The organism is Kitasatospora sp. NPDC101183, assembly GCF_044767945.1.
Classification (GTDB): domain Bacteria; phylum Actinomycetota; class Actinomycetes; order Streptomycetales; family Streptomycetaceae; genus Kitasatospora.
Map to the genome: position 1 here is coordinate 226,130 of NZ_JBIWOW010000002.1, position 14,700 is coordinate 240,829.

Genomic DNA, 14,700 nt, shown 5'->3' on the forward strand with positions numbered 1-14,700 from the left:
TCAGTCCCCGGGCGGCGGCCCGGGCGCCTCGACCGGCATCCGTACGGCGAGCAGGGCGCCTGCCGCGACCAGCGCGGCCGTGAGCCCCAGGGCGATCCGGTACGGCCCCGCGCCCGCGCCGTCGCCGAACGCCCCGATCAGCGCGGCCGCGGCGGCGATGCCGAGGGCGCCGCCAAGGGTGCGCACGATGGTGAACAGGCCCATCGCCCGGCTCATCCCCGGCGGCGGCACGTCCGCGAACCCGGCGATCTGGACGGTGAGCACGGCGGTGCCCAGGACCAGGCCCACCGCGAACATCAACCCCCGTACGGCCCACGGGTTCTCGGCGAAGCCGAGCCCGGCGAGCACCGCGGCCGCCAGCAGCAGCGCGGGCAGGGCGAGGCGGCGCGGGCCGAGCCGGGGCAGCAGCCGGTCGACGGCCTGGGAGGCCGCCATCAGGCCGATCGCCTCGGGGAAGACGCTCAGCCCGGCCTCCAGCGCGGAGGCACCGAACGCGGCCTGGTGCAGCAGCGGGACGAGGAACAGCGCGCCCATCAGCCCGGCGGAGGTGAGCAGGGCCAGCCAGGTGGCGGCGCCGAAGGTGCGGTCGGCGAGCAGCCGCAGCTCCACCAGCGGTTCGGCGGTGCGCAGTTGGTGCCGCACGGCGAGGGCCAGCAGGGCGAGGCCGAGCGGCCCGGAGAGGGCGACGCCGGGCGAGGTCCAGCCGTGCGCCGGGCCGAAGCCCAGGGCGTAGACGAGCAGGCCGAGTCCGGGGGTGGCGAGCAGGAAGCCGGTGGTGTCGAAGCGGCCGGCAGGCGGCTCCTCCTCGGCCCGCAGCCCGACGGCGCCGAGGGCCACCGCCGCCACGCCGATCGGGACGTTGACCAGGAACAGCCAGTGCCAGCTGAGGTGTTCGGTGAGGAACCCGCCCAGCGGCGGCCCGAGGGCGGGCATCAGGGCGGTCGGCACGATGAGGACGCGGCCGAGGCCGGCGCGCTCGTGCGGGGCGAAGGCCCGGAACAGCAGCGTCATGCCGACGGGGGTGAGCAGGCCCCCGGCGACGCCCTGGAGGGCGCGGGCGGCGGCGAGCCAGCCGAGGTCGGGGGCGGCCGCGCTCAGGGCGGAGGCGGCGGTGAAGGCGGCGAGCGCGGCGAGGAAGACCCGCTTGACGCCGTACCGGTCGCCGAGCCAGCCGGCCACGGGCAGGCCGAGGGCGAGGCCGACGAGGAAGGCGGTCTCGACGGCGTTGGCGGCGGACAGGGGGCGGCCGAAGTCCTCGGCGATGCTGTACAGGGCCGGGTTGACGATGGTCGAGTCCAGGCCGTTCATGCACATCGCGGCGGTGTAGACGACGACCACCGCGGCGCGCCCCGCGAGCAGGGGGCGCGTCGCGGCCGGGGCGGGTGCGCTCACAGGTCGGTCCAGTGGGCGGTGATCCAGGCGAGGGCGTCGGCGCGGGCGCCGGGGCCGTGGGCGACGGTCCAGCCGGCGGGGACGGCGGCGAAGGCGGGCCAGAGGGAGTGCTGGCCCTGGGAGTTGACGAGGGCGAGGAAGTCGCCGTCCGCGTCGAAGGGGTTGGTGGGGGCGTCGCTCATCGGGTGCTCTCCAGGCGGTCGGCGATCACGCGGGCGATGTGCGCGATCGGTTCGGGCAGGGTCATGTCCTTGTGCGAGCAGGCGACGTCGGTGTTGTCGATCCGCCCGGTGACGTAGGGCGCCCAGAGCTCGGGCACCAGGGTGTCGTCGATGGTGTCGACGGTGGCGCGGAAGAACCGCACGTCGCCGTCGAAGGGCCGGTGGTCGTGGCCGCGCACGAGGTGGTTGGTGTGCAGGTAGATGCGGTTGAGGGCGTCGACGGTGGCCTCGTCGAGCCCGGCCAGCGGGCTGCCGGCGCCGCGCAGCAGGGCGCTGACGGCGGGGAGTTCGAGGGCCTGGCCGTCGAGGTCCTCGGGGCCGAAGCCGCCCATGGTGAGCAGTGCCTCCAGGGCCTCGGCCTGGTCGGGGACGGGCAGGTCGCGGAAGCCCTCGGCGGGGTAGGCGTCGAGGATGGCGAGGAGCTCGACCTCCTGGCCGAGGTCCTGGAGCCGGACGGCGAGCGCGTGGGCGATGATGCCACCGGTGGACCAGCCGAGCAGCCGGTACGGGCCTTCGGGCTGGACTTCGCGCAGCCGGTCGGCGTAGTGCGCGGCGAGCTCCTCCAGCGTGGCGGGCAGCGGGAGTCGGGCGGTGGCCGCGCCGACGCCCTGGGCCTGGAGGCCGTAGATCGGCACGTCGGGGTCGAGGTGGCGGATCAGGCCGGTGTAGCACCAGCTGAGGCCGCCGGCCGGGTGGACGGCGAACAGGGGGCGCTGCCGGCCGGGGGCGGCGGGGCGCAGGGGCAGCAGCACGTCCAGGGCGTCCACGGCGTCGGCGGCGCCGGACAGGCTGCTCTCCAGCCCGGCGGGGGTGGGGGCCTGGAAGAGGGTGCCGATGCCGATCTCGAGGCCGAGGACCTCGCGGATGCGCCCGGCGAGGCGGACGGCGAGCAGGGAGTGACCGCCGAGGGCGAAGAAGTCGTCGTCCACGCCCACGGTTTGGGCGCCGAGGACTTCGGCGAACAGTTCGCACAGCTGCTGTTCGCGGGGGCTGCGCGGGGGCCGTCCGCCTCCGGTGGGTGCGGGCGCGGCGGGGGCGGGCAGGGCGCGGCGGTCGAGCTTGCCGTTGGCGGTGAGCGGCAGGCGCTCCAGCGGGACGACGGCGGAGGGCACCATGTGGGAGGGCAGTTCGGCGGCGGCGTGGGCGCGCAGCTCGTCCGGCTCCGCGTGGGAGACGGCGTAGCCGACGAGGCGCCTGTCCCCCGGGGTGTCCTCGCGGACGATGACGGCGGCGTCGGCGACGGCGGGGTGGGCGGCCAGGACGGCCTCGATCTCGCCGAGTTCGATGCGGAAGCCGCGCAGTTTGACCTGCTGGTCGGCCCGGCCGAAGTACTCGAGGACGCCGTCGCGGCGGCGCCGGGCGAGGTCGCCGGAGCGGTACATCCGGGTGCCGGTCTCGCCGAAGAGGTGGGCGTACGGGTCGGCGACGAAGCGGGTGGCGGTGAGGTCGGGGCGGCCGAGGTAGCCGCGGGCGAGGCCCGCGCCGGCGACGTACATCTCGCCGGTGACGCCGGGCGGGAGGGGCTGGAGGTGCTCGTCGAGGACGTAGACGCGCAGGTCGGGGATGTTGACGCCGATGGTGCTGCTGCCGGTGGTGGCGGTGCTCGCCCGGTCGAGGGCGAGGTGGGAGACGTGCACGGTGGTCTCGGTGATGCCGTACATGTTGACGAGGACGGGGGCGTGCTCGTCGTGGCGCGCGTACCAGTCGTCGAGGCGGGCGAGTTCGAGGGCCTCGCCGCCGAACACGACGTAGCGCAGGGCGAGTTCGGCGCCGGGGTGCTCGCGGTCGGCGGCGGCGAGCTGGTAGAAGGCGGACGGGGTCTGGTTGAGGACGGTGACGCGTTCGCGGGCGAGCAGGTCGAGGAAGGCGGCCGGGTCGCGGCTGATCAGGTGGGGGACGACGACGAGGCGGCCGCCGTGGAGGAGGGCGCCCCAGAGTTCCCAGACGGAGAAGTCGAAGGCGTAGGAGTGGAAGAGGGTCCAGACGTCCTCGGCGCCGAAGTGGAACCAGTGGTCGGTGGCGGTGAACAGCCGGACGACGTTGTGGTGGGTGACGGGGACGCCCTTGGGGCGGCCGGTGGAGCCGGAGGTGTAGATGACGTAGGCGGTGTCCTCGGGCCGCAGGTCGCGGGTGCGCTCCTGGGGGGTGAACGGCTCGGCGGGGCCCTCGATGGGGCCGTCCTCCGGGGCGTCGACGAGGAGGACGGGGAGCCCGTCGTGGCCGGGCAGGCGGGGGGCGGTGTCGCCGTCGGTGATCAGGGCGGCGGGGGCGGCGTCGGCGAGCATGTAGGCGAGGCGGTCGGCCGGGTAGTCGGGGTCGAGCGGCAGGTAGGCGGCGCCGGACTTGGCGACGGCGAGGAGGGCGACGACGAGGCGGACGGAGCGGGGCAGGGCGAGGGCGACGATGGTGCCCGGGCCGATGCCCCGGCGGGCGAGCTGCCGGGCCAACCGGTCGGCCTGAAGCGTGAGTTCGGCGTAGGTGAGGTGCTCGTCGCCGCAGCTGACGGCGACGGAGGCCGGGTGGGCGGCAGCGGCGGCCCCGAAGAGGTCGGGGAGGGTGGCTCCGGGCTGGGTGTGCACGGGGGCGCCGTTGGCGCTGCTGCTGTTGAACGTGACGAGGGCGCGGTGGCGTTCGGCCTCGTCGATGAGCGGGAGGCGGCCGATGGCGGTGTCGGGGGCCTCGGCGGCGGCGGTGAGCAGCCGGGCGAGGCGCTCGGAGAGGGCGGTGGCGGTCTCGGCGTCGAAGAGGTCGGTGCGGTACTCGAGGAAGCCGCCGATGCCGCCGCCGGGCAGTTCGCCGGCGTTGAGGGTGAGGTCGAACTTGGCGGTGCCGCTGGGGATCGCGGTGAGGTCGGCGGTGAGGCCGCCGCCGAGGTCGAGGGGCTCGTCGGGGCGGCTCTGCCAGGCGAGCATGACCTGGAAGAGGGGGTGGCGGGCGAGCGAGCGGGGCGGGTTGAGCTCTTCGACGAGGCGGTCGAAGGGCAGGTCGGCGTGGTCGTGGGCGGCGAGGACGGCGGTGCGGGCCCGGGCGAGGAGTTCGCGGAAGGCGGGGTCGCCGCCGGTGTCGGTGCGCAGGACGACGGAGTTGACGAAGTAGCCGACGAGGGCGGCGCTCTGCTCGTCCTCGCGTCCGGCAACGGGGGTGCCGACGGGGATGTCGGTGCCGCAGCCGTGGCGGGTGAGCAGGGCGGCGAGGCCGGCCTGGACGGCGGTGAACACGGTGGTGCCGCCGGCGCGGGCGAGGTCGGCGAGGGCCGTGTGGGCGGCGGCGCCGAGGGTGAAGGGCACGGTGGCGCCGTGGTGGGCGGCGACGGCGGGGCGGGGGCGGTCGGTGGGCAGTTCGAGCTGGTCGGGCAGCCCGGCGAGGGTCTCGCGCCAGTACGCGCCCTGGCGGGCGGCGAGCGCGGTGGGCTCATCGGTGGTGCCGAGCAGCCGGTGCTGGCGGGCGGCATGGTCGGCGAACTGGACGTCCAGCGGCGGCAGTTCGGGGGCGTGGCCGTCGAGGCGGGCGGTGTAGGCGGCGGCGAGGTCCCGGCTCAGAGGCGTGGTGGAGGCGCCGTCGCTGGCGATGTGGTGGAGCAGCAGGAGCAGGGTGTGGCGCTCGGGCCCGTGGGTGAACAGGGTGGCACGCAGGGGCGGTTCGGCCGTCAGGTCGAAGGCGTGGCGGACGGCTTCGGCCAACTCGCCCGTGCCGTCGTGCAGTTCGGTGGGTGATGCGGGCAGGATGCGCTGCCAGGGGGTGCCGTCGGACTGTTCGCCGTAGACGGTGCGCAGGATCTCGTGCCGCTCGACGAGGTCGCCGAGGGCGAGGGTGAGGGCGCGGCGGTCGAGCGGGCCGGTGAGGGTGAGGGCGAGGGGGATGTTGTAGGTGGGGCTGGGGCCTTCGAGGCGGTGCAGGAACCAGAGGCCTCGCTGGGCGGGTGACAGCGGCATCCGGTCGGTGCGGGGCACGGGCACCAGGGCGGGGCGGGTGTCGGAGGCCGCGGCGGCGGAGCCGAGGTGGGCGGCGAGGGCGGCCGGGGTGGGGTGGCGGAAGACGTCGGCGAATCCGGCGGGGGTGCCGAGGGCCTCGCGCAGCCGGGCGGCGAGGCGTCCGGCGAGCAGGGAGTGGCCGCCGAGGTCGAAGAACGAGGCGTCGCGGCCGGGGAGTTCGGGCAGGCCGAGGAGTTCGGCGTACAGGGCGCAGATGGTCTGCTCCTGCTCGGTGGCGGCGGCCTCGCCGCTGAGGGCGGCTGCGGCGGGCTCGGGCAGGGCGCGGTGGTCGAGCTTGTCGTGGGCGGTGCGCGGGAGTTCGTCGAGCAGCGTCACGGCGGCGGGCACCAGGTGGGCGGGCAGCCGCTCGGCGAGGGTGGCGCGCAGGGCCTCGGCGTCGAGGGCGGCGCCGGGGGCGGGGACGGCGTAGCCGAGCAGCCGCTTGCCGTGCGGGCCGGGGCGGGCGATGACCACGGCCTGGGCCACGCCGGGCAGTTGGGCGAGGGCGGCGGTGACCTCGGCGGGTTCGACGCGGAAGCCGCGGATCTTGACCTGGTCGTCGGCGCGGCCGAGGAACTCGAGGGTGTTGTCGGCGCGGCGGCGGGCGAGGTCGCCGGTGCGGTACATCCGGCTGCCGGGCGGGCCGTAGGGGTCGGCGAGGAAGCGTTCGGCGGTGAGGTCGGGGCGGCCGAGGTAGCCGAGGGCCAGGCAGGCGCCGGCGACGTACAGTTCGCCGGTGGCGCCCTCGGGGGCGGGGCGCAGGGAGGCGTCGAGGACGTAGGCGCGGGAGCCGCGCACGACGCGTCCGTGCGGGGCGCCGTCGGGGCCCGGGGTCCAGGCGTAGGCGTCGACGGTGGTCTCGGTGGGGCCGTACAGGTCGATGGGGTGCAGGCCGGGGGCGGCGGTCAGGCGGCGCCACAGGGCGGGCGGGGTGGCCTCGCCGCCGACGGCGACGACGGCGGGGCGGTGGTGCTTCTCCCCCGCCGGGCCCTCGTCCAACAGGCCTTCGGCGAGGAGGACTTCGAGGTAGGAGGGGGTGAGGTCGAGGTAGTCGACGCGTGCGCGGCGCAGGTGGTCGAGGAGGGCGGCCGGGTCGCGGTAGGTGGCGTCGTCGAGCAGGTGCAGTTCGTGGCCGTGGACCATCCACAGCACCGGGTCCCAGGAGGCGTCGAAGGCGAAGGAGGCGCTGTGGGCGACGCGCAGCCGGTCGCGGCCGGTGCGGGCGAGGGCGGGGGCGATGTGGTCCTCGCCGTGGCCGGCGTGCAGGTTGGCGAGGGAGGCGTGGGTGACGACGACGCCCTTGGGGCGGCCGGTGGAGCCGGAGGTGTGCAGGATGTACGCGGCGTCGCCGGGGCGGGGCGCGGGTGGCCTCGTGGCGGTGCGTCCGTGCGCGTCCTGCGCGTCCTGCGCGTCCTGCGGCCGTACGGTGGCGGCGCCCTCGGGCAGGGCGAGGGCGGCGAGGGTCTCGTCGGTGCCGATGACGCAGGCGGGGCGGGCGTCGTCGAGGACGGCGGCCAGGCGCTGGGGCGGGTGGGTGAGGTCGAGGTTGACCAGGGCGCCGCCGGACTTGAGGACGGCGAGCATCGCCGTGACGGTGCCGGTGCCGCGCGGCAGGGCGACGGCGACGGGTGCTCCGGCGCGAACGCCGCGCTCGGCGAGGAGGGCGGCCAACGCGTCGGCGGCAGCGTCGAGTTCGGCGAAGGTGAGGGCGTCGGCGCCGCTGCGCACGGCGACGGCCCGTGGGGTGCGGGCGGCCTGCTCGGCGAACAGCTCGGGCAGGGTGCGCTCGACGGGCGGCTCCTCGCGGCCCGCGACGGCGCGGCGCAGGGCGTCGGCGTCGAGCAGGTCGATCCGGCCGATGGGGGTGTCGGGGGCGGTGAGCAGCAGCTCGGCGAGGGCGTCGAGGTAGCGAAGGAGGCCGTCGCGGTGGGCGGCGAGGGAGTCGGCGCCGTGGCGGGCGGGGTCGGCGTCGAGGGTGAGGCGCAGGGCGCCGTCCGGGCCGGGCGAGACGTTGAGGGCGAGGTCGTCGACGGGGCCGGCGGCGAGGTTGCGGGCGGTGCCGGGCAGGCCGGCGAGGTCAAGGTCGGCCTCGAAGGCCTTGATGTTGACCATCGGGCCGAACAGGGCACGGCGTTCGCCGGTGAGGCCGAGGTCGCGGCGCAGGTCCTCCAGCGGGTAGCGCTGGTGGCGGCGGGCGGCGCGCAGCTCCCGGACGACGTGGCGCAGGAGGGCCTGGGCGGTGTCGGAGGGGCGCACGCTCAGGTGCAGCGGCAGGACGTTGGCGAGGGCGACGGGGGTGCGCAGGGCGGCGGGGCCCCGGCGGTTGGCGAGCGGCAGGCCGAGGACGGGGGTCGCGGTGCCGGTGAGGCGGTGGAGGTAGCCGGCGGTGGCGGCGAGGAGGAGTTCGGCCCAGGTGGCGCGGGCGGCGTCGGCGGCGCGCTGGAGGCGTTCGCGGGTGCCGGCGGGCAGGTCGGCGCCCAGGCGCAGCGGGGTGGCGGCGTCGGCGGCCTCGGAGGGCGTGCCGGGGAGGGTGGCGGGCTCGTCGGCGCCTTCCGTGCGGGCGGCCCAGTGGGCGCGGTCGGCCTGGTACTCCTCGCCGGTGCGGTAGGCGGCCTCCTCGGCGGCGGTCTCGGCGAGGGGCGCGAAGGGGGTGGGCGCGGGCTCGGCGCCGGTGGCGTGCGCGGTGTAGAGGGCGGCGACGCGTTCGCCGAGGAGGTTGAGGGCGTAGGCGTCGACGGCGAGGTGGTGGATGCGCCGGTACCAGAGGGTGCGGTCCTCGGCGAGGCGGATGAGGGCGTGGGTGAAGAGCGGGCCCTCGGTGAGGTCGGCGGGGCGGGCGAGGTCGGCGCGCATCCACTGCTCGGCCTCGGCGTCCGGGTCGGCGGCGGTGCGCAGGTCGAGGTGGTGCAGGGGCCAGGGGCGGCCGGGGCGGGGGCGCTGGCGGGGGGTGCCGTCGGGGCCGGTGACGACGACGGCGCCGAGGGCCTCGGCCTCGTCGACGGCCCGGCGCAGGGCGCGTTCGAACCGTTCCTCGTCGAGCGGGCCGGTGATCTCGACGGCGTCACCGGTGTTGTAGACCGGGCTGGCGGGGTCGAGGGCCTGGGCGTACCAGATGGCGGCCTGGGCGGGCAGCAGCGGGACGTCGGCGGCCTGGGTGTCGACGGCGGGCATGGTTCGGGGTGCTCCTCAAGGGGGTCGAGGTGACTTAGGTTAGCCTAATCTAACCTCATCTGATCTGGTCAACGGCCGTCCGACGGCCCGACCCTGACACTGCGGAGACCGCCGCCCATGACCGCTCCCCCGTCCGTGAAGCAGGCCGTCCGCGAGCGCGTGCTCGCCCACCGGCGCGAACTGCTCGCGCTCAGCCGGCGCCTGCACGCCCACCCCGAGACGGCCTTCGAGGAGCACCGGGCCGCCTCCTGGTGCGCCGGGGCGCTGCGGCGGCACGGGTTCACCGTCACCGCGCCCGCGTACGGGCTGGCGACGGCCTTCGACGCCCGCCTCGGGAACGGGCCGCTGACCGTCGCCCTGGTCTGCGAGTACGACGCGCTGCCCGGGCTCGGGCACGCCTGCGGGCACAACCTGATCGCCGCCGCCGGGATCGGCGCCGCGCTCGGGCTCGCCCCGTACGCGGAGGAACTCGGGCTCACCGTCCGGGTGATAGGCGCGCCGGCCGAGGAGCGCGGGGCGGGCAAGGCGCTGCTGCTGGAGGCGGGGGCCTTCCACGGGGTGGACGCGGCGATGATGGTCCACCCCTGCCCGGTGGAGGTCGCGGACTTCCGCTCCTTCGCGCTCGGCACGCTGTCCGTGCGCTACACCGGGCGCGCCGCCCACCCCAGCCTCAACCCGCACGAGGGGCGCAACGCGGCGGACGCGCTGACCCTCGCCCAGGTGGCGATCGGGCTGCTGCGCCAGCAACTGCCGCCGCAGTGGCGGGTGCACGGGGTCACCACGGCCGCCGGGACGGCGCCCAACGTGATCCCCGACAGCGCGAGCGCCGAGTACGAGATCCGCGCCTCGGCCGCCGAGGACCTCGCCGAGCTGCGGGCGAGGGTGGAGGACTGCTTCCGGGCCGGGGCGCTGGCCACCGGCTGCGAGGTGGCGCTCACCCGGCCGGAGCCGGACTACCTCGACATGCGCTCGGACCGGCGCCTGCTCGCCCTGTGGCGGGCGAACGCGGCGGCGCTCGGGCGGCCGGAGCCGGTGGAGAGCGGGCCCTTCGCCTGCACGGACATGGGGAACGTGTCGCATGCGGTTCCGTCGATCCACCCCGTGCTGGACATCACGGGCGGCGTCTGCGCGCCCCACGAGCCCGCCTTCGCCGAGGCGGCGGCGGGGCCGGAGGGCGAACGGGCGCTGCTCGACGGCGCGGTGGGGATGGCGTGGACGGCGGTGGACCTGACGACGGCGAACGGATGACGGGGAACAGATGACGGATGACAGCGAACAGATAACAGAAGACGTCCGATGACATCTGTTCGCTGTTCGCCGTCATCCGTTCGTCGTCACCCCGCCGACAGCACCCCCGGCGCCACCCGGATCGCCGTCACGCCCAGCTCCCGTACCAGCTCCCCCACCTCTCCCGGCCGCTGCGGGTCGGCCAGCGCCACGGCGGCGCCCGTCCGCAGCGGCCACAGGAACTCCCACAGCGGCAGGCCCAGTTGCAGCACCCGGTCCCCCGGGCCCAGCGGGTGGGCGGCCTGGAGGTCGCGCACCCGCCGGTCCGCCTCGGCGTGGGTGAGGCGGACGGGCTGCGGGCTGCCGCCCGGGCCGAGGCCGACGCAGAACGGGTGCTGCGGGGTCAGCGCCCGGGGCGGGTCGGTGGCGAGCGAGCCCGCGGCGCCGTCCAGCTCCCCCTCCCCCACCACGCACACCGGCGCGAACTCCGCGAGCAGCCGCTCCCGGCGCCCGGGCGCCTCAGCCGGGTCCAGCGGCAGGTACGCCGCCCCCGACTTGGCGATCGCCAGCAGCGCCGTCACCAGATCGGCCGGCCGCAGCTCCCCGGCGAGGCCGACCACGGCCCCCGGCCGGGCGCCGCGCGCCGCCAGCGCCCGGGCGAGCCGGTTGGCCGCGGCGTTCAGCTCCCGGTAGGTGACCGCCCCGCCGCCCGCGAGCACCAGCGCGGGCGCCGAGGGCGTCCGCGCCGCCTGCGCCTCGACGGGGCCCACCATGGTGGTCGGCGGGTACCGGCGCCCGGCGGGCGCCTCGACCGCGAGGGCCGTCATCAGGACGCGCCCAGCAGTTCGGCCCAGGCCTCGACGGCGGGCCGCTCCGCGAGCTGGACGAACGCCACCTCGGCGCCCTCCGCCCGCCAGCGTTCGGCCAGCGTCATCAGCCGGATCGAGTCCAGCCCCCAGTCGACGAGGTTCTCGTCCACCGGGATCTCCTCCGGGTCCTCGCCGAGCAGGTCGGCGACCTCGGCCCGGATGCGCTCCACCGTGAACACGCTCATCGCCCCTCCCCCGCAAGCTCCTCGATGACCTGCGCCGTGGTGCTGACGAAGCCGCAGCGCCCGGCCACCCAGGCCAGTGCCGCCCGGTGCTCCTGCGGCCCGAAGTCGGCGACGGCGTCCGCCACCACGAAGGCCGGGAGGTCCCGCATCCACGCGTCGCAGGCGGTGGCCTGCACGCCGATGTGCGCGTACACGCCGGTGATCACCAGCTGGTCGCGGCCCTGCTCCTCCAGCAGCCGCGCCAACTCGGTGCGTACGAAGGCGCTGTACTTCCACTTGGTGAGCACGGTGTCCCCCGGCTCGGGGGCGACGGCCCCGGCGACGGCGACGGCGCGCGGGTCGTCCGGCAGGCCGGGGCCCCAGAAGTCCTGCTGGAGCCCGCGCTCGGCCGGGCTCTGCCCGCCGACCTGCGCCGAGTACACGACCGGCACCCCGGACGCCCGCGCGGCCCGCGCCAACGCGGCGACGTTGCCGAGCAGTTCGGGGACGGGCGCGGCCTCGGCGGCGAACGCGTCCAGGAAGTGGTTCTGCAGGTCGTGCACGAGCAGCACGGCCCGCGCCGGGTCCACCGCCCAGGAGACCCGGTTCTCGGGCAGCTCCTCGGCGGTCGGCAGGGGGTACGAGGGGATGCGGGGCAGGCCCACGACGGTTCTTCCTTAGCTCAGTGACGTCAGTTGACGGTGGTGGCGGTGGCGGTGGCGTTGGTGGCGCCGGTGGCGGCGGCCGCCGCGATCGCGGCCCGCAGGTCCTTCTTGCTGACCTTGCCGATGCCGGTGGCGGGGAACTCCTCGACGAACTCCACCCGGTCCGGCACCTTGTAGTCGGCCAGCCCGCGCCCGCGCACGAAGCGCTTCAACTCGACGGCCTTCGGCGGCCGTTCGCGGTGCCCGCCGCGCAGCACGACGTACGCGCAGGTGCGTTCGCCCAGGTACGGGTCGGGCATCGAGACCACCGCCGCGTCGTGCACGGCGGGGTGCGCGAGCAGGTGGTTCTCGATCTCCTCGGCGGCGACCTTCTCGCCGCCCCGGTTGATCTGGTCCTTGGCCCGCCCCTCCACCACCAGGTACCCGCCGGGCAGCCGCCGGACCAGGTCCCCGGTGCGGTAGAACCCGTCCTCGGTGAAGGAGCCGGCGTTGTGCTCGGGCGCGTTCCAGTAGCCGCGGATGGTGTACGGGCCCCGGGTGAGCAGGTGCCCGGTGGCGCCGTCCGGCAGGTCCGTGTCCGCGTCGTCGACCACCCGCACCTCGTCGTCCGGCGAGATCGGCCGGCCCTGGCTGACGGCGATCAGCTCCTCCGGGTCGTCCAGGCGGGTGTAGTTGACGAGCCCCTCGGCCATGCCGAACACCTGCTGGAGCACGCAGCCCAGCACCGGGCGCACCCTGCGGGCCGCCTCCTCGCTGAACTTGGCGCCGCCGACCAGCAGCACGTCCAGGCTCTCGTACCCGCGGGCGCCGCGCTCGGCGGCCTCCAGCCACAGCAGGGCCAGTGGCGGGACGAGCCCGGTGATCGTCACGCCCTCGCGCTCGATCAGCGGGAAGGCCGTCTCCGGGCCGGGCTGCGGGCAGAGCACCACCCGGCCGCCCGCGTACAGCGCGCCGAGCGAACCCGGCGAGCTGAGCGGGAAGTTGTGCGCGGCGGGCAGTGCGCACAGGTAGACGCCGTACTCGTCCAGGCCGCAGATCTCGACGGAGCCGCGCAGCGAGTAGATGTAGTCGTCGTGGGTGCGCGGGATCAGCTTCGGCACGCCGGTGCTGCCGCCGGAGAGCTGGAGGAAGGCGACGTCCTGCGGCTCGGGTTCGCGCTCGGGCCCGGGGCCGTCGCAGGGCACGTCCGCGAGCCGCTCGTGCTCGCCCGCGTCCTCCCCGGCGACCAGCACCAGGCGCAGCGCGGGGCTCTCGGCCCGTACCTGTGTGGCGAGTTCGCGGTAGTCGAAGCCGCCGGAGACATCCGGCACGATGTAGGCGACGGCGCCGGTGAAGGCGCAGAAGTACCCGATCTCGGTGCGGCGGTGGGCGGGCAGCGCGAAGACGGGCAGCGCGCCGATCCGGAACAGCGCGAAGACGACCTCGAAGAACTCGGCCACGTTGGGGAGTTGGACCACCACGCGGTCGCCGCGCCCGATGCCCCGGGCGAGCAGCCCGGCGGCCATCCGGTCGGCCCGGAGGTCGAGTTCGGTGTAGGACCAGCGCCGCTCCTCCCGGGAGGCGGTGTGGCCGCCGGGGTCGACGATCGCGGTCCGCTCGCCGTGTGCGGCGGCGCGCTCGCGCAGCATCCGCCCGAACGTCTCGCCGCGCCAGTGCCCGGCAGCGCGGTAACGCTCGGCGAACTCGGCGGGGTAGGGCGTGAATCCGTCCAGGACGGTCTGCATCGGCGTGGTCACCGGGGCACCCCCGCCGCGTCCAGGAAGGTGCGGAACTTGGCGCTGGTCTCGGCGAGTTCGTCCTCGGGGCAGGAGCGGTCGACGACGCCCGCCCCGGCGAAGACCCGCAGGGTGCGCCCGTCGGCCTCGGCGCAGCGGATGGTGACCACCCACTCGCCGTCGCCGGTGGCGTCCTGCCAGCCGACCATGCCGGTGTACAGGCCCCGGTCGAAGGGCTCGACCTCGCCGATGACCTGGCGGGCGAGCGGGGTGGGCGTGCCGCAGACGGCCGGGGTGGGGTGCAGGGCGGCGGCCAACTCCAGGGCGCCGACGGCCGGATCGGCCAGTTCGCCGCTGATGGTGGTGGCCAGGTGCCACATCGCGGCGGTGCGCACCAGGGTGGGCCGCTCGGGCACGTCGAGGGTGCGGCAGTACGGCGCCAGGGCGGCCCGGATGGCGTCCACGACGACGGCGTGCTCGTGCAGGTCCTTGGGGGACTCCAGCAGCGCGGCGGCCCGGCGGACGTCCTCGCCGAGGTCGGCGCTGCGCGGCACGGAGCCGGCCAACGGGTTGGCGGTCACGGCGGTTCCGCGCCGGGAGAGCAGCAGTTCGGGGCTGGCGCCGATCAGCGTGCGGCCCTCGCCGGCGGGCAGGGCGAAGGTGTAGCCGCCGGGGTCGCGGCGGGCGAGCCGCTGGAGGACGGCGGGCAGGTCGAGGGGCCGGTCGGCGGTGAGCTCCAGCGTGCGGGCGAGCACGACCTTGCTCAACTCGCCTCCGCGCAGCCGCTCGACGGCCTCGGCGACGCCCGCGCCGTACGCCTCGGGGGCGGGGACGGGGCGCACCTGCCAGGCGACCTGGTCGGCGGCGGGCGCGGGCAGGGCGATCAGCGGGTCGTCGCGCAGCGGGCCGGCGGTGCGGACGGCGGCGGGGACGGCGAGTTCGGCCCGGCTGTCGTGGTCGAAGGCCACCGCGCCGACGACCAGGGGCAGTTGGGCGCCGTCGCGGACGGCCTCGGCGAGGGTCTCGGCGACCCTCCGGGGCAGCGGGCGCGCATCCTGCGGGACGCGGGCGCGCACACCGGAGGCCAGCAGGGTGCGGGTCGGGGTGGCGAGGAAGGCCTCGTCGGCGCCGGCCCGGTACTGGCCGAGCAGTCCGCTGGCCGCGCCTATGACGGCGTGGTCGGCGGAGGGTCCGGCAGGTCCGGCAGCGGGCTCGGGGCCCGCCTGGGCGGAGGCGGGCGTCCCCGCCGGGGCGTGGTGCACCGTGGTCACGGTGGTCTCTCTCCAGTCTGGAACGGATCTGGCG

General features: G+C 76.3%; 9 protein-coding genes. 1 reads left to right on the forward strand and 8 read right to left on the reverse strand.

The window, feature by feature from the left end:
- The 3 genes from ACIRRS_RS03195 to ACIRRS_RS03205 are packed head-to-tail and all read right to left on the reverse strand — an operon-like array spanning nucleotide 1 to nucleotide 8,755.
- Entirely contained in the window at nucleotides 1-1,392 is a 1,392-nt protein-coding gene (locus ACIRRS_RS03195) for a DHA2 family efflux MFS transporter permease subunit (protein WP_402964156.1), read from the reverse strand.
- Complete coding sequence (locus tag ACIRRS_RS03200; RefSeq protein ID WP_402964159.1) at nucleotides 1,389-1,574, reverse strand: MbtH family protein; 186 nt, start codon at nucleotides 1,572-1,574, stop codon at nucleotides 1,389-1,391. Before ACIRRS_RS03200 ends, ACIRRS_RS03195 begins: the two co-directional genes overlap by 4 nt.
- The gene (locus ACIRRS_RS03205) at nucleotides 1,571-8,755 is read right to left on the reverse strand and encodes an amino acid adenylation domain-containing protein (protein ID WP_402964162.1); all 7,185 of its coding nucleotides are present in this window, start codon (nucleotides 8,753-8,755) and stop codon (nucleotides 1,571-1,573) included. Before ACIRRS_RS03205 ends, ACIRRS_RS03200 begins: the two co-directional genes overlap by 4 nt.
- Nucleotides 8,756-8,872: 117 nt before the next feature.
- Here ACIRRS_RS03205 and ACIRRS_RS03210 point away from each other — a divergent pair, with 117 nt between their 5' ends.
- On the forward strand, nucleotides 8,873-10,003 hold the full coding sequence (locus tag ACIRRS_RS03210; RefSeq protein ID WP_402964165.1) for a M20 family metallopeptidase: 1,131 nt from the start codon (nucleotides 8,873-8,875) through the stop codon (nucleotides 10,001-10,003).
- A gap of 86 nt (nucleotides 10,004-10,089) precedes the next feature.
- Here ACIRRS_RS03210 and ACIRRS_RS03215 read toward each other — a convergent pair whose 3' ends face one another.
- From ACIRRS_RS03215 to dhbC, 5 genes are read right to left on the reverse strand one after another with little or no spacing between them, the layout of a single operon-like run.
- Complete coding sequence (locus ACIRRS_RS03215) at nucleotides 10,090-10,809, reverse strand: AMP-binding protein (protein ID WP_402964168.1); 720 nt, start codon at nucleotides 10,807-10,809, stop codon at nucleotides 10,090-10,092.
- Complete coding sequence (locus ACIRRS_RS03220) at nucleotides 10,809-11,036, reverse strand: phosphopantetheine-binding protein (protein ID WP_402964171.1); 228 nt, start codon at nucleotides 11,034-11,036, stop codon at nucleotides 10,809-10,811. Before ACIRRS_RS03220 ends, ACIRRS_RS03215 begins: the two co-directional genes overlap by 1 nt.
- Entirely contained in the window at nucleotides 11,033-11,680 is a 648-nt protein-coding gene (locus tag ACIRRS_RS03225; RefSeq protein ID WP_402964174.1) for an isochorismatase family protein, read from the reverse strand. The genes ACIRRS_RS03220 and ACIRRS_RS03225 overlap by 4 nt, the downstream gene beginning before the upstream one ends.
- A 26-nt stretch (nucleotides 11,681-11,706) precedes the next feature.
- On the reverse strand, nucleotides 11,707-13,404 hold the full coding sequence (locus ACIRRS_RS03230) for a (2,3-dihydroxybenzoyl)adenylate synthase (protein ID WP_402964665.1): 1,698 nt from the start codon (nucleotides 13,402-13,404) through the stop codon (nucleotides 11,707-11,709).
- A gap of 8 nt (nucleotides 13,405-13,412) precedes the next feature.
- Nucleotides 13,413-14,564 carry an isochorismate synthase DhbC gene (dhbC, locus tag ACIRRS_RS03235; protein ID WP_402964668.1) on the reverse strand — a complete coding sequence of 384 codons (1,152 nt, stop codon included), beginning with the start codon at nucleotides 14,562-14,564 and terminating at the stop codon, nucleotides 13,413-13,415.
- Nucleotides 14,565-14,700 lie beyond the last annotated feature (136 nt).